The following is a 21,298-nucleotide window of genomic DNA, read 5'->3' on the forward strand; positions in this document are numbered from 1 at the left end:
CACTCATGGTGGACCGCACTCGGCCGATGCCGCAACCATCGCCCTCTCGCGGCTCTACCCGTCCTGTGGGGGGTCGGCGGGGGCTCGTACGCTGGCTGCATGCCCGGAACATCGGCTGCCGTCATCCCCGAGCGCGAGCTGGATCGCCTGCACGCGCTGCTCTCGGGGCGCCGGGTGGCGGTGCTGACCGGTGCGGGGATCTCCACCGACAGCGGGATTCCGGATTACCGCAGTCCGGATGCGCCGCCGCGCAATCCGATGACGTTTCAGCAGTTCGTCGGGGATCCGGTGTTCCGGCAACGGTATTGGGCCCGCAATCACATCGGGTGGCGGCGCATGGATGCGGCGCGGCCGAATCCGGGACACAGGGCGCTGGCCCGGCTGGAACGGGCGGGGCTGGTGAGTGGGCTGATCACGCAGAATGTGGATCTGCTGCACACCAAGGCCGGGCAGCGCGCGGTCATCGATCTGCACGGCGTGTACGCGCGGGTGCGGTGCCTCGATTGCGATGGGCTCATCTCCCGGATGGCCTTGGCCGAGCGGCTGGAGGCGGAGAATCCGGGCTTCGCCGAGGCTGCCGTGGTGGACGGTCTGGAAGTGGCGCCCGATGCGGATGCGGTGGTCGCCGATACCAGCGAGTTCCGCATGGTGGCGTGTGCGCGCTGCGGGGGCATTCTCAAACCGGACATCGTCTACTTCGGTGAATCGGTGCCGAAGCCGCGGGTGGCGGCGGCCTTCGAGCTGCTCGAGCGGTCCGATGCACTGCTGGTCGCGGGCTCGTCGCTGACGGTCATGTCCGGTCTGCGGTTCGCGCGCCGGGCCGCGAAATCGGGTATGCCCGTGGTGATCATCAACCGTGGCGCCACTCGCGCCGACGAGCTGGCCGCGCTCACGCTGCCGACCGGCTGCTCTCCGACCCTCGATGCCCTGGCCGACGCCTTCGGCGCGTCGTAGCCTGAGAGGCCGAGCCCGTTCCAGCCGAGGGAGATACCGCCATGACGAACTGGCTGCTGCTGCGCGGACTCACCCGGGACCAGCGTCATTGGGAGGGATTCCCGGGCGAATTCCAGACCCGGTTCGGCGCGACCGTGCGCACCATCGACCCGCCCGGCTTCGGCACGCAGAACGCGCGCACCTCACCGCATTCCATCCCCGCGATCACCGATGATATCCGCGCGCGGTTCCAGCCGGACGGGTCCGAGTGGTCGCTGCTGGGTATCTCGCTGGGCGGCATGATGGCCATGGATTGGTGTGCTCGTTACCCGGATGATTTCCAGCGCTGCGTGGTCGTGAACACCAGTGCGCGTGAGACTCTCGATCTGCGCCGCCTCAATCCGCGGGTGCTGCCGGTGCTGGCGGGTCGCTCGTTCCGGTCGGATCATGCCCATGAATCCGCGGTGCTGGGGCTGACCAGCAACAGTCCCCGGGTGGATCGGGAGGCGCTGGCGCACAGCTGGGCTCGGTATCAGCAGGATGCGCGGCCCTCCACCGCCAGCATTCTCGGTCAGCTGGTGGCGGCCGCGACTTTCCGCCTCCCGCAGATCATGCCGGTGCCGCTGCTGGTGCTGGCCGCCAAGGGTGATCGCCTGGCTCCGCACCACATGTCCGAGGCGATCGCGGCCCGCTACGAGGCGCCGCTGTACCTGCATCCCGATGCGGGCCATGATCTTCCGCTCGATGATGCGGCCTGGGTGCTGGATCGCATCGCGGATTGGCTGCCGGCTACTTGATCGCCACCGGGCTGATCGGTGTGCCGACGCCGCCGGGAATGCGCAGTGCGGGGGCGCACAGCAGGAATTCGTAGACGCCGTCTTCGGCGCAGTCCCGGCCGAGGGCTTCGAGGTCCCAGATCTCGCCCAAAGGCATGCCCATATCGCGGAGGGCGAGCATGTGCAAGGGCATCAGGACGCCGTCCTCCGGGGGCATGACCTCGACGGTCGGATTGTCGACGGCCACGGCCGCGATGTCGTGCTCGTGCAGCCATTGGGCGCAGCGCCAGCTCAGGCCGGGGGTGGCGCCGAACCATTCGCCGGCCTTGCGGGTCTCGAGAAACCTTGTCCACCAGCCGGTACGGACCACGAGGATATCGCCGGGCTCGATCGACACGTCCTGGCTTGCGGCGACGGCGTCCAGATCCTGCGGGGTGATCACCGTGCTCGGCGCGAGGCGTGCAACGTTCTGATGGCGGGCCACATCCAGCAGGACACCGCGGCCGACCACACCGCCGCGTTCGGCCACCCGCTCGATCCCCAATTTCGTTGCGCCGAAACTGGTTACCGCGGCGGCGGGATAGCCGTTGTACATTTCGCCGTCGTAGTAGACGTGCGACAGCGCATCCCACTGGGTGGCCGCCTGCAGCGGCATCATGATGTAGTCGTCGTTGAACCGCATCGGGCTGTGCGCGTACATGCCGGCGATCTGCGCCTCGGTGCGCCCGCCCCATTCGCCGAGGTTGGCGGCGAATTCGGCGTCGCCGCCGTCGACCGACATCAGGTGGACGGGGTTGCGGCGGAAGCCGCTCGCGCTCTGCGGACCGTAGGCGTCGAAGGGCACGCCCAGCTGGATCGTGCGGCCCTGACGTGCCAGCGCGGCCGCGGCGGCGATCCGCGCGGGGGTGATGAGGTTCAGGGTGCCGAGCTGGTCGTCGGCTCCCCATCGACCCCAGTTGCGGATCCGCTCTGCCGTCTTGCGCCATTCGTCTGCCACGAAGCGCAGCCTAGCCAGCGGCGAAAGTGGTCGTGCGGCAATGGTTCACCGTGCGGGACGATCGCGGGCTCTCGACGGCCCGCTATCCGCTTGTTAGGATACCCTTACTTCAACATCTCGACTTCGAGAGGCCGACCATGCCAACTACCTGGCTGGATACCGTGCTCCGACAAACCCGGAAGATCAGCGGGGAGGGGGCGTTCCCGCACCAATTCGCCTACCTGCTGGACAATCCCGTCCGCCGCTGGCTCACCGACCCGACCGCCCCGATCGAGCAGCTCGACCTGACCGGCTCCGAACACGTCCTGGAACTGGGCCCGGGCCCGGGCTTCTACAGCGTGGAACTCGCCCGGCGGCTGCCGCACGGCCGGCTGGACCTGTTCGATCTCCAGCCGGAAATGCTGGACAAGGCGCGCGGCAAGCTCGAACGGGCCGGCTATCACAATGCGGAATTCCAGGCCGGCGAGGCCGGTGCGGAACTGCCTTATCCCGAAGCCACGTTCGATCTCGCCTTCCTGGCCGCGGTGATCGGCGAGGTACCGGACCGGCCCGCCTGCGTCCGGGCGTTGCACCGGGTAGTGAAACCCGGTGGCACCCTGGTCTTCCTGGAAGGTTTCGGCGACCCGGATCGCATCAGCGAGCCGGAACTGCGGCGGCTGGCCGAACCCGAAGGTTTCGAGTTCCTGCCGACCGCGGGCAATACCCGCTGGCACGATATCGTCCGCTTCCGCCGGGCCGCCTGACCTTCGCTTCGGGACCGGCTGGCCGCTAGTTCTTACTGGCGGCCAATCCGGTTCCGAGTTCGGCACTTTCGAGGGGCTCAGCCTCTAGCGGGACCGGAGTGCGATCCGGGCGCAATGCGAAGGCCAGCACCACCGCCCCGGTCAGCGCGATCAGCATGGTCCACACCACGCCCACGTGCATGGAGTGGATGAAGGCGGTGTCGGCGGCGTGCACCAGGTCGGGCCGGTGCACGATGGCCGCGAAGTGCCGGGTCTGTTCGGCGGAGACCCCCGCCCGATCCCGCACGTCCGCGGGCAGATCCGTCAGGGCACCGCCGATGGCCCGCCGATACGCGATGGCCATGATGGTGCCGCCCACCGCGATCCCGAGCACACTGCCGGTCTGGCGCACGGTATTGGTCACGGCCGACCCCGCGCCGGCGCGTTCCAGCGGCAGCGTGTTCATCAAGCCCGCCGTCACGGGACCGAGTACCAGGCCGATCGAAAAGCCCTGTGCGAAGGCGAGAATCATGGTCCAGGCGACAGGCGTGTCGAGGTCGAAGAACTCCCCCGCGCCCATGCACAGTCCGGCGATGATCAGCGCCGGCACCGTGACCACCCGCAGTGACCACCGGCGCACCAGACGCGGCCCGAGCGGTCCGCCGATGATCACGCCGAACGCCGCCGGTGCGCCGATCAGCCCGGCCGCCAGCGCCGAGAAGCCGCGTGCGCCTTGCAGATAGAAGGCGCTGTAAAAGCCCGCGGCTGTCATGGCGAACAGCAGTAGTCCCAGCGCGGCATTGCCGCCGCCGAACATGCGCTGCGCGAGCAGCCGGGGATCGAAACTCGGCTGGGCGATGCGGAGTTCGACGACCACGAAGGCCGCCAGCAGCAGTGCCCCGGCCGTGATGGGCAGCCAGACGTCCGGCCGCGCCCAATCGGCCACCTGGCCCGCGCGAATCAGGCCGTAGGCGAGGGTCGCCAGTCCGGTGATCGACAGCAGCAACCCCGCCGGATCCAGGCGCCGCCGCACCGGGCTGCGGAAGTTGGGCACCAGCAGCACGATTCCGGCCAGCGCCACCAGGACGACCGGAACGTTCACGAGAAACACCGAGCCCCACCAGAAGTGGCCGAGCAGCAGTCCGGCCAGCAGCGGCCCGGCGGCCAGTCCGACCCCGGAGGAGGCGGAGGACACGCCGATCGCCATGGCCCGGGCCGGACCGGTGAAGGTCCAGGTGAGGATGGCCATGGTGGCGGGCATGATGAGCGCGCTGCCCACGCCCATGACGGCGCGCGCCGCGATCAATCGGTCGGCGTCACCGGCATATGCGCCCCACACCGCGGCGACGCCGAAGACCACCATGCCGGTGGCGAGCACGGTGCGGTGACCGAACCGGTCGCCCATGGCGCCGGCCGTGAACATGAGGGTGGCGAAGACCAGCGTGTAGGACCCGGTGGCCCATTGCAGCTGGGCCGGGTCGGCGCCGAGTCCGCGGACGGGATCGGCGAGGGTTTCGAAGGCGGTGCTGAGGATGGTGTTGTCCATCCAGATGAGCAGGGAGGACAGGACGAGAACGGCCAGTATGAGCCGCTGCCGCGTCTTCGGCAGCGTCGCAGGCGTGGTCATGGAAACCTTCGCTAAGATTGGTAGGAACCTGACGATTAAAGAGTGCACAATCGTCAGGAACCTGTCAATCCGATAGAAGGGCGAACCGTGATTCCGGACGACCAGGCCTGTGGCGCGCTGACATTCATGGTCCGCAAGGTCTGGCTGGCCATGCGGGCCTCGATCGGCGAGGAACTCAAGGCCTTCGGGCTCACCACCTCGCAATACGCGACGCTCATGATGACCGCCGGTAATCCCGGCATGTCGGTCGCGGACATCGCCCGCGAGGTGGGCAGCACCCGCCAAGCGGCCAATGAAATGCTCGGCGGCCTCGAGAAGGAGGGCCTGATCGAACGCCACCCGCACCCGACCGATCGCCGCACCCACCGGATCCAGCTCACCCCGGCCGGCCTGGAACGATTCGCGCAAGCCCGCATCGCCGTCGACCGCCGCGAGACCGAACTCGAGGCGAACTTCCCGGACGAGCAGCGCGCGGCCATCCGCGGCTGGCTGGTCGGCATGGCGGAGGCCTGCCGGTAAAACCAAGAGCGACTTGCTTATTGACAGTAACTCTCACATATGGAGATACTCTCTCTGCTCGGGGCGTAGAGGAGTATCGATGTCATTGCGTGAGCGGCAGCGGAATCAGATCCGCGCCGACATTCAGCGCGCAGCCTTCACGCTGTTCGCCGACAAGGGATTCGACCAGGTGACGACGGAACAGATCGCCGCCACCGCCGGCATCTCACCCAGCACCTACTTCCGGCACGTGCGCAGCAAGGAAGACCTGCTACTGGACCCGGTCCGTGAAGGCGGCGCCGGGATCACCGGACTGCTGGAGGCGCGACCGGACACCGAACCGGCCGATATCGCGCTCGCACAAGCGATTCTGGAACGGTCCACCGGACTGGCGGCCACCGAACTCGAGCAGTGGCGGGCCGCCTTTCGCACCGCCCCGCATCTGCTGGACCGGGTCGCGCTCATCACCCCCGATCACCGGGAACGACTGATCGAGCTGGTGGCACAACGCATGTCGTGCGATGCCGAGACCGACAGCCGGCCCGGCCTGCTCGTGCATCTCATGCTCGCGGCCGCCGAATTCGGCTACCTCCAGTGGCTGCGCAATACCCGCGATCGGGGCGCGTCGCTGCCGGTGTGCGTCGAGGGCGCGCTCACCGCCGTGGCCGGCGAGCGCTGGCGCGGCTGACCGGAAACCCCTGGCACACAGACTGATTCACAACCTCACAAACCCCAAGGGTCAGATATGCAGACAAATGCCGACACCTTCGATCTGGTCGTCATAGGTTCCGGCGCCGCCGGCATGACGGCCGCGCTCGCCGCCGCACACCACGGACTCACCGCGATCATCCTCGAGAAGGCCGCGCACTACGGCGGATCCACCGCGCGCTCCGGCGGCGGCGTGTGGATTCCCGGCAACTCCGTGCTGCGACGCGAGGCGCCGGCCGATGACATCGAATCCGCGCGCACCTACCTGAAATCCATTACCGGCGCCTACGCCGACCCCGAACGGATCGACACCTACATCGATCGCGGGCCCGAGGTGCTGGAGTTCCTGTTCGCGCATACTCCGCTGCGGATGCAGTGGGTGCCCGGCTATTCCGACTACTACCCGGAGGCGACCGGCGGCCGCGCACACGGGCGCTCGATCGAACCGAAGCCCTACAACGCCAAGGGACTCGGCGCGGAGCTGGCGAACCTGGAACCGGATTACTCCAAGGCGCCCAGGAACTTCGTGCTCACGCAGGCCGACTTCCGGCAGATACATCTGGGATTGCGCAACCCGCGCGCGCCGTTCCGCGGGCTGCGGATCGCCGCGCGCTTGGTGAAGGGACAGGTGCTGCGGCAGCATTTGCTGGCGCGCGGGCAGGCGCTCGCGGCCATGCTGCGCGCCGGGCTGCTGACGGCGAATGTGCCGGTGTGGCTGAACACTCCCATGGTCGAGCTGGTGTCGGCCGATGGCCGGGTGACCGGTGTGGTGGTGCAGCGCGAGGGCGTCGAACGGGTGATCCATGCACGGCGCGGTGTGGTGGTGGCCGCGGGCGGGTTCGAGCACGACGACGCCATGCGCAAGCAGTATCAGCGCGAGCCGATCGGCACCGATTGGACCGTCGGGGCGAAGGCCAATACCGGTGACGGGATTCGCGCCGGTCAGTCCCTCGGTGCGGCAGTCGATTTCATGTCCGACGCCTGGTGGGGACCGTCCATTCCACTGCCTCGCACCCCGTGGTTCTGCCTGGCCGAGCGCAATCTGCCCGGCAGCCTCATCGTCAACGACCGTGGCGAGCGCTTCATGAACGAGTCGCTGCCGTATGTCGAAGCGACACATCGGATGTACGGCGGCGAGAACGGCCAGGGCGAAGGCCCCGGCGAGAATCTGCCCGCGTGGCTGGTGTTCGATCAGCGCTACCGCAATCGGTACCTGTTCGCGGGACTGCCGCCACGGCAGGCATTGCCCGGCCGCTGGTTCAAGTCGGGTGCGCTCACCCGCGCGGATTCCCTTCCCGAACTGGCCGAGAAGCTGGGCGTGCCCGCGGACGAGCTCACCGCGACGGTCACCCGCTTCAACACCTTCGCACGGGACGGCAAGGACGCCGACTTCGGCCGCGGCGACAGCGCCTACGACCGCTACTACGGCGATCCACGCAATCACCCGAACCCGAACCTCGGCGCGCTCGAGGTGGGCCCGTTCTACGCCGCCAAGATGGTGCCCGGTGATCTCGGCACCAAGGGCGGCCTGGTGACCGATACCGCCGGTCGGGTACTGCGCGAAGACGGTTCGGTCATCGACGGCCTCTACGCGGCAGGCAATGCGAGCTCACCGGTCATGGCGCACACCTACGCCGGCCCCGGCGCGACCATCGGCCCCGCCATGGTGTTCGGCTACCTCGCCGCACTGGATGCGGCATCCCGGGTGCCGAAAGCGCCTGCGCAGGTGGACAGCTAGTTCGTCACCCGCCGAAAAGCCGTCGCCACCAATGACGTCCGGGGCGTGCTTCCGTGATCGGAGCACGCTCCGGCGTCACCGGCGTCCGGGTTGCGCGTGCCGCGTCGCGTTCGGCCCGCCAGGTGGCGACGACCTCCTCGGTCTGCACCGGTCCGATGGGTACGTACGGCCCGTGTGGCATGCGCAGCCAGCGCACGATGCGGTCGTTGAGTTCGGCGACGGTGTCGCGGACTTCGCGTTCGAACCGCATATCGCGAACGGTGTCCTGGATGCGTTCGCGTTCGCGGCGCAGCACGATGGATTCCGGTAGCAGTGCGTCGCCGCGCACGCCCTCGCGTTGGAGATAGTTCCGCAGCCACCAGTCGTCGTCGGCGGCTCCCGGCGGTATCGGTTGGCCCGCACCCGGCAGATTGTCGAATTCGCCCCGCTCGGTTGATTCGCGGACCTGTTTGTCGATCCACGATTCAAAAGTGAGATCGGGCGGTTTGCGCTCGGTCACAGTCTCCAGGGTACCGAAACGTTGCGCCGGATGCGCCGGGCTTTCCGGCCGGAATCGACCGTCACCTGCGGTCCCGCGAAGTGAGTTGCCGAATGGGATTCGGCACGACTAGTTTTCGCCGAATGGGTAGGTTCGGAAGGCGAACGTTGTTGACGGCCAGCATATTTGCCGGAGGGTTGCTACAATTGCCGCTCGGCAGGGCGGACGCACCACTGGCCGGGAGCGCCTTCGATGTGCAGTTCCACACCGTGTCACAGCTGGCCGGCGGCCGATGGCATTGCCTGGTCAGCGATCTCAGCACCGGACAGCGCACCACCGTGGTCGAGCAGGATGCCGATTTCGTCATCGAGGGCGCGAGCGTGCAGAAGCTGGCCGTCATGGCCGGACTCATGACCGAGGTCGACGCGGGCCGGGTCAAGCTCACCGACACCACCACACTGGACAAGGACATCATCGCCGACGGCAGCGGCCTCTACCTGAACCAGGCGGCCTTCGGCGACCAGCTCACCGTCGCCAATCTGCTGACCACCATGCTGCAGGTCTCCGACAACACCGCGGTCCGGCTGCTGTCCCGCTTCGTATCCGGCGATCGGATCAATGCCAACCTCGACAGCCTCGGCTTCACGCAGACCCGCGTCGAACCCATTCCGGGCGAAGATCGCTTCTACCTCGGCCACACCACGCCCCGCGAGAACAACGACCTGCTCTACCGGCTGGCCACCGGAACCCTGCTGTCCAAGGATTCCACGCAGGCGGTGCTGCGCATCATGGGCTGGTCCTCGGTCGGCTACACCGACGGCATCCGGCAGCAGATGTCCTCCGACGAGCGCGCCCGCTTCGCCGGCAAACACGGCGCCGACGAGGACAAGCGGCACGAGACCGGCATCATGTTCGACGAGCACGGCAGTCCGCTGGTCATCTACTCGTTCTTCGCCGACCAGGCGCCGGACCCGGACAACTACGGTGCGACCAATCCAGTCGTGCGGGCACACACCACGCTGGGCCGCTTCATGATCGACACCTACACCGGGTTGTCACCGCTGCAATCGTTCGTTGATCCCAAGGCCATCAGCCAAGGACACTGACACAATGCGGCCATGAGTCTATCGGGACGAGTTGCGTTGGTAACCGGGGGAAGTCGCGGCATCGGGCGGGCCACCGCCCTCGCCCTGGCCGAGGACGGAGCGGATATAGCCGTCAACTATCGGCGCGATGCCGACGCCGCGACCGAGGTGGTGGCCGAGATCGAGAAGCTCGGGCGGCGCGCACTCGCGGTGCAGGCCAGCGTGGATTCCGCCGAGGACGACGAGCGCATGGTGGCGCAGGTGCTGGACGCCTTAGGATTCGTCGACATTCTCGTCAACAATGCCGGGATCGCCAGCCGGGGGCGCTTCGTCGCGGATACCGATCCGGCGGAGCTGCAGCGGGTGATCGCCACCCATGCCCTCGGATCACATCATGTGAGCCGGCTCGTGCTGCCGTCCATGCGCACTCGTGAACGCGGCGATATCATCATGATCTCCAGCGTGGCGACGCTCGGCATGGCCGCGGGCGGGGCGCCGTACAACATGGCCAAGGCGGCCGTCGAGGCGCTCGCGCTGACGCTCTCGCATGAGGAGCAGGGCAATGGAATCCGGGTCAATATCGTCGCGCCCGGACTGGTGGAGACCGAGATGGGACGACGGCTCGTCAAGGGCGTCACCGGACTCGACGATATCGGGCAGCTTGCCGCGGCCTCGCCGTTCGGCCGGGTGTGCCAGCCGGAGGATGTCGCGAATACGGTGCGGTTCCTCGTCTCGGATCGGGCGGGCTATATCAGCGGACAGAAGGTCAATGTGCACGGAGGTGGCTCCTCCGCCAGCGGATTCTAGGGGTAAATGCCCAGGTAACTGCCCAGCTTGAACGGTGTTCAAGCTCGAGGTAGTTTACCTAGGCATGACTAGTGAACTTTTGAACACATTGGTGGCCAAGGCATTCCGCGGCGAGGCGCCCAGCCGTGCGGAATCTCTTGCGCTGCTTGCGGGCTCGGACCCGCTCATCGAGGTGGTCGCGGCGGGCTCACGAGTGCGACGCGAATACTTCGGCACGCGGGTCAAGCTCAACACCATCGTGAACATGAAGAGCGGGCTGTGCCCGGAAGACTGCGGGTACTGCTCGCAGCGGCTGGGCTCGGCGTCCGAGGTGCTGAAGTACTCGTGGATTCCGCCCGAGCAGGCGGCGCAGGTCGCGGGGGACGCGGTGCGTGCCGGTGCGAAGCGAGTCTGCCTGGTGGCCAGCGGGCGCGGGCCCGGCGAGCGGGACATCACCCGTATCGAGCACACCATTGCCGCGATCAAATCCGATCATCCGCAGGTGGAGGTGTGCGTCTGCCTCGGGTTGCTCGGTGACGGGCAGGCCGAGCGGCTCGCGGCGGCGGGCGCACACGCCTACAGCCACAACCTGAACACGGCCGAGGCCCGCTACGCCGATATCTGCCCGACCCACACCTTCACCGACCGGGTCGACACCTTGCAGCGCGCTACCGCGGCCGGGCTCTCGCCGTGTTCCGGGGCGATCTTCGGCATGGGTGAGAGCGATGACGACATCGTGGATGTCGCGCTCGCGCTGCGGGAACTCGACCCGGATTCGGTGCCGGTCAACTTCCTCATTCCGTTCGAGGGCACACCGCTGGGCGGGCGCTGGGATCTCGATCCGGAGCGGTGCCTGCGGATTCTCGCGCTGTTTCGCTTCCATTTTCCCGAGGTGGAGGTGCGGCTCGCGGGCGGCCGGGAGATCCATCTGCGCACGCTGCAGCCGTTGGCGCTGCACCTGGCCAACTCGATCTTCCTGGGCGACTATCTGACCAGCGAAGGCCAGCCCGGCGCCGACGACCGGCAGATGATCACCGATGCCGGATTCACCATCGAGGGCGCGGACGAGCCGACACTGCCTGCCGCCCGCCACGACCTGGTGGCCATCCGGCGGCGTGGGGCCGGAACCGGGTTGCCCGCCAACGCTTAACGCTCTGCGGCCAGCTTGACGAGGTAGTCGGCAATCGGTTCCAGCGTGAGCATTCCGGTGGCCGCGCCGGCGAGTTCGCCTGCGGCCGGGAGCAATTCATCGTGCAGGCGCGCGATGAGGTCGCGTTCATCGAGTTCGAGCGCGGCGCGGGCCAGGAGGCACAGCCGCAGTTCGAGCAGGAGGTCCGGCGGCGGATCGGGAAGTGCGCGCAGGGCTTTCCGCGCATCCGGCCGCCGGTCTTCGGCCAGCAGGAGCAGGGGGCGCACCCACGGCTCGTGCGGACCCCAATCTATGCCCGGGTCGGGGGCAATCGGGAGATTGTGGCGCAGGCGCAGGCACGACAGCGCGAGCGGTAGCAGGCCGTGACCGAGACCGGGCATCGCGGCGAGCGGGAACGAGGCGGCGGCCACTCGATAGGCGGCTTCCGACTCGGCGTATGGGGCTGTAAGCGATTGCCGCAGTGCGCGATACCAGCGGGTGAAGACGCCGACGAGTGGGAGTTCGTAGCGGTCGGCCAGCGCATCGGCTGCCGCGGCGTGCTTGTCGGCTTCGCCGAAATCGGCTGTGGCGCTGAGTCCCTGAATGCGGATGAGATGGCCGAGTACCTCGAAGGTCACCAGCTCGGCCTCGCGGGACAAGGCGATCAGCTCGGCGCCGATACGGTCCCGCTCACCGGCGAGGCCCGCCCGGTAGAACGTCTGCATATAGCGAGCGTTCAGCGCGAGTGCCAGCAGCTCAGGCCGACCAGATTGCCGCGCAAGCGATTCCGCCTCCATCGCAGCTCCCGGGCCACGACCGCCATAGTCACCCCGCAATTCCAGCGCGATGGTGGCGAGCAAACGGCACCGCAACTCCACCTCCGCGGGCGGCAACTCCCCCAGCACCCGATACGCGGCATCCACAATCTCCCCGGCCAGCACCGGGTCATCGTTCTCGGTCCACACCGCAGGCACATCGAACGCGACGATCACCTGCCCCGTCAACGCCGAATCCCCCAAACCCTCCGCCACCTGAATCGCTTCCCCGCGAAGCCTCCTCGCCCGCTCCAACTCCCCGGTCACGGCCAGCGCCCGCCCCAACCCCATACTCGCCTCGAGCCCCGCGCGCACATCCCCGATACGGGCGAACCCTGCCACGGCCTGCTCCCACCACCGGACCGCCTCATGCGGCGCGAACACCACCTCCGCCTGCAGAGCCGCAGCCCGCGCATACCGCGCCGCCGGCTCAGCCGTGGCCGCGGTACCGGCCCGCCCGAAATGATGCGCCAGCACGGCCGCATCCCCACCCCGCTCCTCCATCAACTCCCCCACCCGCGCATGCCAAGCCGCCCGCCGAACAGACGAAACCTCCCCATACACGACCTCTCGCACCACATCGTGTGCGAACACCAACCCACCTGTCCGCACCGTCGCTCCCCCCGCGTGGGCATGCTCGCTGAGGAATCCGGCATGCAGAGCCGCATCCAAAGCCGCCAGCACGAGTTCCTCGTCGCCCGTCAGCAGTACCACCAGATCCGGATCGACCTCCGCGCCGACAACCGCCGCCTGCTGCAGCACCGTCCGATGTGGTTCCGCGAGCCGAGTCAGCCGATGCCGCACCACGTCTCGTACCCCAGCCGGAACCACCGCAAGCGCATTGTTCCCCTCATCCCGGAGCAGTCGGGCGAGCTCACGCGTGAAGAACGGATTCCCACTGCCCCGCTCATGAATTCGCCGCACGACCCCAGCATCGATGGCAGTCCCGACGACTTCGCCCACCAATTCCCCGGTCTCGCCCGCACTCAGCCCACCCAGCTGAATCCGCTCCGGCTCCACCCTCGCCACCCGCCCCAGCGCCGCCGTGAGTTCCGGACCCACCTCGGTGGTCCGGTACGTGCCGACAGCAAGTACCCGGCCGACCGTCGCCGAACTCGCCACTGCCACCAGCAATTCGAGTGCTTCCGCCCGCGCCCGGTGCAGGTCGTCGAACACCAGGACCACCGGCCCGCCCGCCGAGGCCGCCCCGAGATAGTCCAGGTTCCGCTGCCGCGCGGCGAACCGCGCCGCTACCGGATCAGCCTCCTCGGCGCCGGACCTGGCCGGCTCGGGTCGCCCGGCGGCAACCAGATCCGCGACCATCCGCTGCCACGGCCAATTACCCGGCGTCCCAGCCTCCTCGGGACTGGCACCCCACGCACTCACCCACCCCCGCGCGGCAAGCCGATCCGAAAACACCCGGGCCAAAGCGCTTTTACCCGCACCTTCGGCGCCCGACACCAGCACCACGCGCACCCGGCCCGATGCCGCAACCTCGGCGGCCAGCTGATCCAGACGAGAGATCTCGCCCACACGGCCGACGAATATCTCCGCGCCAGTGCCGAATCCGCGCGCCGCCGAGCCGTCCGGACCACGTCGCTCGCTCATCACCAGGGAAGCCCCGGTCGTCGCGTCCTCCGCCATCGCAGATCCCGTTTCGCGCCGATCGAATTCCAGTGGTTCGACGGCAGCCGGAGCCGGTTCCGACGCACCCGTGTCTCCTGGATCGGATGATCGCGGTGGTGTGTCCGGGAGTCGACCGTCGCGCGGCTCAGCGGCCGTGGGTGAATTCGGTTCAGTGCTGCCGACTTCCCTGGTCGGCGCCTCCGCGTGTGGGGCGGGTGCGCCGCGGGGCTCCGCGGGTGCCGGAGGGGCTGCGGCACCGGGTATCAGGGTCGCCGACCTCACGGCAGGCGATGTCAGGTGTGGGGCTTGGGTGAGGATTGCGGATTCCAGGTCGCGCATTTCGATGCCGGGGTCGACGCCGAGTTCGTCGCGTAGGGTGCGGCGCAGGGTTCGGAGGGCGGCGAGCGCGTCCGCTTGGCGGCCGCTGCGGTAGAGGGCGAGCACCAGGGTGTGCCAGGCGGTTTCGCGCAGGGGGTGGTCGTGGACGACAGCGTCCAGGGTGGTGATCACCTCGGCGTCGCGGCCCAGGTCCAGCAGGGTGCCGGCGCGTTGTTCCATTGCGGTGAGCCGCAATTCGCCGAGGCGGGTGATCTCGGCGCGGGCCCAGGGACGGTCGGCGAATTCGGCGTAGGCGGGGCCTTGCCAGAGTTCCAGGGCGGTATCGATCTCGGCGACTGCCGCTCGGAGCAGCTCCGGGGGCGTGGGGTGCGCGGTCCTAGTCCGGCTCGCCTGTTCGGGTCCGGCGGGCCATGCCACCGCGCTGGAAGGGTCGGCCGGGCGGCCCGATATCGCGGCGGTGCGCAGGGAATCGGCTTGGCGTACCAATGCTTCGAAGCGACCGGCATCGACCTTCGCGGGGTCTATGCGCAATGCATAGCCCGGAGCGGCGGTGATCAGGATCTGCGCGGGCTGGCGTGGGGCGCGGCCGGGTTCGATGATGCGGCGGAGGGCGGAGACGAAGGTTTGCAGGGTGCCGGTCGGGTCGGCGGGTGGTTCGTCCCAGAGGTCGTCGATGAGCTGGGTGGTGGGGACCACGCGGCCGCGGGCGATCAGCAGGCGGGCGAGTACGGCGCGATGCCGCGGGCCCTTGAGGGCCAGCGGGCCGCGTTCGTCCTCGGCCCGCAGTGGGCCGAGGACTCCGAAGGTCACCACGTCGAACGACTCTATCGGCTCGGCCATTGCCGATCGGTTGCCGCTCAGTCGCTGCTGACCGATTGCTCAGTGGCCGGGGACAGGATCGTCCCGTCCGAGCAATTCCAGGAGAGGAACAGCATGTCCCCGCGTATCCCCGGTTTCGACTACCAGCGCGTCACCGTCGCCGACGGCGTATCGCTCACCGCGGCGGTCGCCGGATCCGGCAGCCCGATCGTGCTGCTGCACGGTTTCCCGCAGACCCATCTCATGTGGCGGCACGTGGCCGCGGATCTGGCCGCCGACCACACCGTCATCTGCCCGGATCTGCGCGGGTACGGTGACAGCGACAAGCCCGTGGACATCGACGGCGAGACCTACTCGAAGCGCACCATGGGCAACGATATCGTCGCTCTCGCACAGGCTTTCGGCCACGAGCGCTTCGCGCTGGCCGGGCATGATCGCGGTGCGCTGGTCGCCTTCCGCGCCGCGCTCGACCATCCGGAGCACATCACCCACATGGCCTCCCTGGACGGCATGTCGACCGTGGATACCTGGGAGGTCCTGCACGGCGTCATGGGTGCGGTCGGCTTCCACTTGTATCTGATGGCGCAGCCGGTCGGGCTGCCGGAACAGCTGATCGGCGCGAGTCCCGATGCCTTCTTCGGCCATTTCCTCGAGATCTGGGCGAAGAATCCGGAGTCCATCCCCGCCGACGTCCGGGCCGCTTATCTGGCCGCGTGCAGGACCGCGGTGCCGTCCATCGTGGCCGACTTCCGGGCGAGCGCGACCATCGACATCGCCCACGACCTCGTCGATCGGGAGGCCGGGAACACCATGCGCATGCCGGTCGCTGTCGTGCAGCAGGACTGGGGTTCTGCCCTCGGTTTCGAGCCCGAATCCCTGTGGCGGGCATGGGCTCCCGATCTGCGCCACGAGACCGTCACCTGTGGCCATTTCATGGCCGAGGAGGCGCCCGCTGATATCGTGCGAGCTCTTCGCGAATTGCTCACCCGCCCCAGCCAATTCGCCGAGCTGAGCTGAGCTGATGCGCAGCGCAGGCGCTACGCCCGCAGCTCGAGGCGGCGCACGAGGGTGATCAGTCCCTCGCGCAATGCCTCCGGATCGGAAGCGTCTCCGCCGATGACCATCCGCACTACCTGCGGCACCGAGAACCACCAGGCGGCCAGCGCAGCGACGGCGTACAGCAGGTATCCGGCGGCCACATCGTCAGGCAGGGTTCCGGCGCGCTGAGCAGCAGCGAGGGCGGCGACCTTGTCCGCGTAGTGTGAGGCGCGGGCGGATTCCGCGGGCAGCTCGCCGCCGGGCGGCTGCAGTCCCTCCCAGTGCAGCAGGCGGAGGAACTGCGGGTGGGTGCGGTGGTAGTCGTAGACATGGCCCGCGTATTCGGCCAGGTCACCGGCCTTCTCCGCGCTGAGCGGGCTGGCGGCGGCCAACTGTTCCAGCTGGTCGGTGAGGACAGCCTCGAACAGCCCGTTCTTATCGCCGAAGTACTGGTAGATGCGTTCCTTGTTGACGCCGGCGCGGGCCGCGATGGCCGCAACTCGCGCCCCGTCGGGTCCGCGTTCGGCGAACTCGTGGACGGCCGCCTCCAGCAGCTTGCGTTTGGTGCCCTCGGTATCCCACGCCATGCGTCCATCCAACCATCTCCAACCGCACGGTTGCAGTCAGGGAGGACTCTGTGGCAAACTCCAACCGCACGGTTGCAACCGAAAGGTTGCAGTTATCGAGGAGGCAGCGTGCCGGAATTGCGTTCACGAACAGTCACCCACGGCCGGAACATGGCGGGCGCCCGCGCGCTCATGCGCGCCAGCGGCGTCCCGTCCGCCGATATCGGACGCAAGCCGGTGATCGCCGTCGCGAACAGCTTCACCGAGTTCGTGCCGGGGCATACCCACCTGGCGCCGGTCGGGCGCATCGTCTCCGAGGCGGTGCAGGCCGCGGGCGGCATCCCGCGCGAGTTCAACACCATTGCGGTGGATGACGGAATCGCCATGGGGCACAGCGGAATGCTGTACTCACTGCCCTCGCGCGACCTGATCGCGGACTCGATCGAGTACATGGTGAATGCGCACTGCGCCGACGCCCTGATCTGTATCTCCAACTGCGACAAGATCACTCCCGGCATGCTCATGGCCGCCATGCGCCTGAACATCCCGACGGTCTTCGTCTCCGGCGGCCCCATGGAGGGCGGCACCGCGGTGCTGGTCGACGGCACCGTCCGCAGCCGGCTCGACCTCATCGACACCATGTCGGCGGCGGTCTCCCCCGACGTCTCCGACGAGGACATGCTCCGCATCGAGGAAAATGCCTGCCCCACCTGCGGTTCCTGCTCCGGCATGTTCACCGCCAACTCCATGAACTGCCTCACCGAAGCCCTCGGCCTGGCACTGCCCGGCAATGGCACCACCCTCGCCACCCACACCGCCCGCAAGGCGCTCTACGAGGACGCCGGCCGCATGGTCATGGACCTGACCCGCCGCTACTACGACGGCGACGATGCCTCCGTCCTCCCGCGAAACATCGCCACCCGCAACGCCTTCGACAATGCGATGGCCCTGGACCTCGCCATGGGCGGCTCCACCAACACCGTCCTGCACCTGCTGGCCGCCGCCCAGGAAGCCGGCCTCGACTACGACCTGACCGATATCGAGAAGATGTCCCTGCGCGTCCCCTGCCTGTGCAAGGTCGCCCCGAACGGCCCCTACCTCATCGAGGACGTGCACCGCGCCGGCGGCATCCCCGCCATCCTCGGCGAACTGGACCGCGCCGGACTCCTGCACCGCGATGTCCATGCGGTGCACGCGGATTCCCTGGACGCCTGGCTGACCGCATGGGATGTCCGCGGCGGCAACCCCTCCGCCGACACCCTCGAACTCTTCCACGCCGCCCCGGGCGGAAAACGCTCCGCCACAGCCTTCTCCCAATCCGAACGCTGGCACGAACTCGACCTGGATGCCACCGCAGGCTGCATCCACGACGCCGCCCACGCCCACTCCCGGGACGGCGGCCTGGCCGTCCTCCGCGGCAACCTCTCCCCCGATGGCGCCGTGGTCAAATCCGCCGGCGTCGCCGCCCACATGCACACCTTCACCGGCCCCGCCCTGGTCGTCGACTCCCAAGAGGAAGCAGTCGAAGCCATCCTCTCCGGCCGCATCACCCCCGGCGACGTCCTCGTCATCCGCTACGAAGGCCCCCAAGGCGGCCCCGGCATGCAGGAAATGCTCTACCCCACTTCCTATCTGAAGGGCCGAGGCCTGGCCGACAAGTGCGCCTTGATCACCGACGGCCGCTTCTCCGGCGGCTCCTCAGGCTGCTCCATCGGCCACATCTCCCCCGAAGCCGCCGCCGGCGGCCCCCTCTCCCTGGTCCACAACGGCGACCAGATAACAATCGACATCCCCTCCCGCACCCTCACCCTGCACGTCGACGACGAAACCCTCGCCGCCCGACGCCAAACCCTGGAATCAACCACCGGCTACCGCCCCCGAAACCGCAACCGCCAAGTCTCCTTGGCCCTTCGCACCTACGCCTTCCTCGCCACTTCCGCCGACCGAGGCGCAGTCCGTGACCCCTCCCGCCTCCCGGCCTGACTCGCCGTTCTACTGAGCATTCGGGAGGGATTGCGGTAGGTCGAAGGCAGGGAGGACTGTGTTTTCGAAGAAGGTTATGGCGGCGATTCGGTCTGCGGCGAGGGTGAGGACGAGGAGGGCGGAGGCTTGGGGGCCGGTGGGGGTTTGCTGGTAGACGGCGAAGGCGGGCTGGGCGTTGGCTCTTGTGGGGAGCAGGTGGAAGGTTTGGATTGCGGCGAAGATGGTGGTGCAGAAGCGGGCTGCGGCGTCTCGACCTTGGTATTCCAGGGGGACGGGGGGCATCGATATGAAGACGTCGTCGGTCAGGAGGGCTATCAACGCGGTGATGTCGGCGGATTCATAGGCGGTGACGAACTTTGCGACCAGCGCGTCCTCGGTGGGTGAGTCGGCGGGCGGCTCATTCCGGGCGGCCGTTGGCAGTCTTTGTTGCAGTGTTGCACGGGCCCGTTTCAGGGCGCTCTTGACGGATTCGACTGTCGTGTCGAGCATTTCGGATACCTCGCTGGCGTGGAGTCCGAGGACGTCGCGCAGGATGAGGACGGCAAGTTGGCGTGGGGGAAGGATCTGCAGGGCGGTCACGAAGGCCAGGGAGATGGATTCGGTTTGCTCGTAGCGTGCTTCGGGGCCCAGCGGGACGTTGATCGCGCCGTCGAGCAGGGCGTCGGGATAGGGCTCGAGCCACGGGGTTTCGCCTAGGCGGGTGGGTTCCGGGGGTTCGATTCCGGGGGCGTCCCATTGCTTTGCCTGACGCCGGCGGGCGGAGCGCAGGGCATCGAGGCAGCGGTTGGTGGCGATGCGGTAGAGCCAGGTGCGCAGGGAGGCGCGGCCGTCGAATCGGTCGAGACCTCGCCAGGCGGCGAGCATCGTGTCCTGGAGGGCGTCCTCCGCATCCTGGAACGAGCCGAGCATGCGGTAGCAGTGCACCTGTAGTTCGCGGCGGTGTGGTTCGGTCAGGGCGCGGAAGGCTTCGCCGTCGCCGGACCGCGCCCTTGACATCAGATCGGTTCTCGCCGACTCCACTCGCGCGGCCCCATTCCTTGTGTGCAGTTCCATGCCGTATGGACGTCCGCCGAGGCGTGAAGGGGGCGCGCCCCCTTTCCCGATACCCCGGCGTCTAGATCAGTGCTAGCCGACAACACTGTCAAAGGAGCACGGAAATGGGAAAGATCGTCATCAGCACGAATGCCACGCTCGACGGAGTGGTCCAGGACCCGGACGGGCAGGAAGGGTTCGAGCTGGGCGGCTGGTTCCACCAGTTCGCGAGCAGCAACGACCTCGAAGCGTGGACCGCCGACGAGACCGAGGAAGCGCTGGGCGCCGAGGCGCTACTGCTGGGCAGGCGGAGCAGTGAGTGGTTCATGTCCCGGCTGCCATCGTTCGAAGCCCGCGTGAGCGGCAAGTGGGCAGAGAGAATGAACAACCTCCCCAAATACGTCGTGTCGTCGACTCTCGAAAATCCGCAGTGGAACAACACCACGGTCCTCAACGGCGATGCGGTGAAGGAGATTTCGGAGCTGAAGCGGAAAGTGGACGGGGAAATCCTGGTCTACGGCAGCTATCAGCTCGTACGCACACTGATGGAACAGAGCCTCGCCGATGCACTGCGGCTGGTGATCTTCCCGGTCGCACTGGGAACCGGCCTGCGGCTCTTCGACGAGACCAGCGACAAGAAGCCGCTGCACCTGGTCAGCGCACGAAAGATCGGCGACGACCTGCTCTCCTGCACTTACGAATTCGTGCGGGACTGATCAGTTCAGAGCCAGCCGCCGGAGGCATCGATGGTGGAGCCGGTCAAGTAGGAGGCGTCCGAAGACACGAGAAATGCGGTGATGGCGGCGATTTCGGCGGGATCGGCCAGACGACCGAGAGCGTTCATCGATCGGATCGACTGGTCGGCCGAGATCGCCGCCTTCAGTGCCGGATGGGTGTAGTGGACGGCGTTCTCGGCGGCCATGTCGGTGGCGGTGCCGCCGGGGGCGATCGCATTGATGGTGATGCCGCGTTCGGCCAGTTCGGGGGCCAGGTTTCGGACCAGGGCCGAGATCGCCGCCTTGCTGGCCGCATACAGAGCGTGGTGGTAGACGCCGATGCGGGCACTGATGGAGGAGGTCAGGACGATGCGGCCGCCCTCCGGGAGGATCGGCGCGGCGGCTTGCGCGGTGAAGAGCTGCCCGGCGACATTGGTGTGGAAGACGCGGTCGAAATCGGCGAGGGTGATTTCGTCGAGGGGGCCGAAGTGCTCGACACCGGCATTGCCGATCGCGATGTCCAGGCCACCGAATTCGGCGACCACGCGGTCCACCAGGCTTCTGGTCTGGGCTGGGTCGCTGACATCGGCCTGGAACGCGGCCGCGCGGTAGTTGTTGTCGCGCAGTTCTTTCACCAGGCCCTCGGCGGAAGCCGCGTCGGAGACGTAGTTCACCGCGACCGCAACGCCCTCTTCGGCGAGCCGCCGCACGGTCGCCGCGCCGATTCCCCGGCTGCCGCCGGTCACCAGCGCCCGCTTCCCAGCCAACCTCGGTTCAGCCATGACAGCACCCCTTCCGACCGGTGGAATCCTTCGGACCAGGGTACGCCGCTGGAGCAGCGATGCATGATGAAATGCCGTTCCGCAGAACAGCTTTCGATCGGCCAT

At 67.9% G+C, this 21,298-nt stretch carries 19 protein-coding genes; 12 read left to right on the forward strand and 7 right to left on the reverse strand.

Annotation, left to right across the window (positions count from 1 at the left end):
- Positions 1-99: 99 nt before the first annotated feature.
- Positions 100-954 (forward strand): NAD-dependent protein deacetylase, encoded by an 855-nt coding sequence (locus ACH438_RS13635; RefSeq protein ID WP_397004744.1) that lies wholly within the window; start codon positions 100-102, stop codon positions 952-954.
- A 41-nt stretch (positions 955-995) separates the two neighbouring features.
- Positions 996-1,730, forward strand: coding sequence for an alpha/beta fold hydrolase (locus ACH438_RS13640; protein WP_397004746.1), 735 nt, complete (start codon positions 996-998; stop codon positions 1,728-1,730).
- Here the strand turns inward: ACH438_RS13640 and ACH438_RS13645 are convergent.
- Positions 1,723-2,706 carry a cyclase family protein gene (locus ACH438_RS13645; RefSeq protein ID WP_397004748.1) on the reverse strand — a complete coding sequence of 328 codons (984 nt, stop codon included), beginning with the start codon at positions 2,704-2,706 and terminating at the stop codon, positions 1,723-1,725. The genes ACH438_RS13640 and ACH438_RS13645 overlap by 8 nt on opposite strands.
- 152 nt (positions 2,707-2,858) lie before the next feature.
- On the opposite strand from ACH438_RS13645, the gene ACH438_RS13650 reads away from it, so the two are divergent.
- Positions 2,859-3,449: a class I SAM-dependent methyltransferase gene (locus tag ACH438_RS13650; RefSeq protein WP_397004894.1), complete on the forward strand. Its 591-nt coding sequence runs from the start codon at positions 2,859-2,861 to the stop codon at positions 3,447-3,449.
- A 25-nt stretch (positions 3,450-3,474) separates the two neighbouring features.
- On the opposite strand, the gene ACH438_RS13655 is transcribed toward ACH438_RS13650, so the two are convergent.
- Positions 3,475-5,055, reverse strand: a complete 1,581-nt coding sequence (locus ACH438_RS13655) for an MFS transporter (protein WP_397004750.1) — start codon at positions 5,053-5,055, stop codon at positions 3,475-3,477.
- 87 nt (positions 5,056-5,142) lie between these two features.
- On the opposite strand from ACH438_RS13655, the gene ACH438_RS13660 reads away from it, so the two are divergent.
- From ACH438_RS13660 to kstD, 3 genes are all read left to right on the forward strand, one after another.
- On the forward strand, positions 5,143-5,574 hold the full coding sequence (locus tag ACH438_RS13660) for a MarR family winged helix-turn-helix transcriptional regulator (RefSeq protein WP_397004752.1): 432 nt from the start codon (positions 5,143-5,145) through the stop codon (positions 5,572-5,574).
- Positions 5,575-5,653: 79 nt separating this feature from the next.
- Entirely contained in the window at positions 5,654-6,241 is a 588-nt protein-coding gene (locus tag ACH438_RS13665) for a TetR/AcrR family transcriptional regulator (RefSeq protein WP_397004754.1), read from the forward strand.
- A 57-nt stretch (positions 6,242-6,298) separates the two neighbouring features.
- Positions 6,299-7,999: a 3-oxosteroid 1-dehydrogenase gene (kstD, locus tag ACH438_RS13670; protein WP_397004756.1), complete on the forward strand. Its 1,701-nt coding sequence runs from the start codon at positions 6,299-6,301 to the stop codon at positions 7,997-7,999.
- Between the two features lie 4 nt (positions 8,000-8,003).
- Here kstD and ACH438_RS13675 read toward each other — a convergent pair whose 3' ends face one another.
- Complete coding sequence (locus ACH438_RS13675; RefSeq protein WP_397004758.1) at positions 8,004-8,498, reverse strand: DUF1992 domain-containing protein; 495 nt, start codon at positions 8,496-8,498, stop codon at positions 8,004-8,006.
- Positions 8,499-8,683: 185 nt separating this feature from the next.
- Here ACH438_RS13675 and ACH438_RS13680 point away from each other — a divergent pair, with 185 nt between their 5' ends.
- The 3 genes from ACH438_RS13680 (at position 8,684) to bioB (ending at position 11,498) form a co-directional block, all read left to right on the forward strand.
- Positions 8,684-9,583, forward strand: coding sequence for a serine hydrolase (locus tag ACH438_RS13680; RefSeq protein ID WP_397004760.1), 900 nt, complete (start codon positions 8,684-8,686; stop codon positions 9,581-9,583).
- Between the two features lie 12 nt (positions 9,584-9,595).
- On the forward strand, positions 9,596-10,369 hold the full coding sequence (locus ACH438_RS13685; protein WP_397004762.1) for an SDR family NAD(P)-dependent oxidoreductase: 774 nt from the start codon (positions 9,596-9,598) through the stop codon (positions 10,367-10,369).
- Between the two features lie 64 nt (positions 10,370-10,433).
- Positions 10,434-11,498 (forward strand): biotin synthase BioB, encoded by a 1,065-nt coding sequence (gene bioB / locus ACH438_RS13690; RefSeq protein WP_397004764.1) that lies wholly within the window; start codon positions 10,434-10,436, stop codon positions 11,496-11,498.
- Here bioB and ACH438_RS13695 read toward each other — a convergent pair.
- A complete protein-coding gene (locus tag ACH438_RS13695) occupies positions 11,495-15,097 on the reverse strand; it encodes a BTAD domain-containing putative transcriptional regulator (RefSeq protein ID WP_397004766.1) in 3,603 nt (1,200 codons plus the stop codon). The two genes, bioB and ACH438_RS13695, sit on opposite strands and share 4 nt — an antisense overlap.
- A 93-nt stretch (positions 15,098-15,190) precedes the next feature.
- Between ACH438_RS13695 and ACH438_RS13700 the strand changes: the two genes are divergently transcribed.
- Positions 15,191-16,093, forward strand: a complete 903-nt coding sequence (locus ACH438_RS13700) for an alpha/beta fold hydrolase (protein ID WP_397004768.1) — start codon at positions 15,191-15,193, stop codon at positions 16,091-16,093.
- A 20-nt stretch (positions 16,094-16,113) separates the two neighbouring features.
- On the opposite strand, the gene ACH438_RS13705 is transcribed toward ACH438_RS13700, so the two are convergent.
- Entirely contained in the window at positions 16,114-16,701 is a 588-nt protein-coding gene (locus ACH438_RS13705; RefSeq protein WP_397004770.1) for a TetR family transcriptional regulator, read from the reverse strand.
- A 108-nt stretch (positions 16,702-16,809) separates the two neighbouring features.
- On the opposite strand from ACH438_RS13705, the gene ilvD reads away from it, so the two are divergent.
- Positions 16,810-18,663: a dihydroxy-acid dehydratase gene (ilvD, locus tag ACH438_RS13710; RefSeq protein ID WP_397004772.1), complete on the forward strand. Its 1,854-nt coding sequence runs from the start codon at positions 16,810-16,812 to the stop codon at positions 18,661-18,663.
- Positions 18,664-18,672: 9 nt separating this feature from the next.
- On the opposite strand, the gene ACH438_RS13715 is transcribed toward ilvD, so the two are convergent.
- Positions 18,673-19,716 (reverse strand): sigma-70 family RNA polymerase sigma factor, encoded by a 1,044-nt coding sequence (locus ACH438_RS13715; RefSeq protein WP_397004774.1) that lies wholly within the window; start codon positions 19,714-19,716, stop codon positions 18,673-18,675.
- Positions 19,717-19,820: 104 nt separating this feature from the next.
- Between ACH438_RS13715 and ACH438_RS13720 the strand changes: the two genes are divergently transcribed.
- Entirely contained in the window at positions 19,821-20,411 is a 591-nt protein-coding gene (locus tag ACH438_RS13720) for a dihydrofolate reductase family protein (RefSeq protein ID WP_397004776.1), read from the forward strand.
- 5 nt (positions 20,412-20,416) lie between these two features.
- On the opposite strand, the gene ACH438_RS13725 is transcribed toward ACH438_RS13720, so the two are convergent.
- Positions 20,417-21,193, reverse strand: a complete 777-nt coding sequence (locus ACH438_RS13725) for an SDR family NAD(P)-dependent oxidoreductase (RefSeq protein WP_397004778.1) — start codon at positions 21,191-21,193, stop codon at positions 20,417-20,419.
- Positions 21,194-21,298 lie beyond the last annotated feature (105 nt).

It is taken from the genome of Nocardia sp. NPDC020380, assembly GCF_044386975.1.
Taxonomy (GTDB): domain Bacteria; phylum Actinomycetota; class Actinomycetes; order Mycobacteriales; family Mycobacteriaceae; genus Nocardia.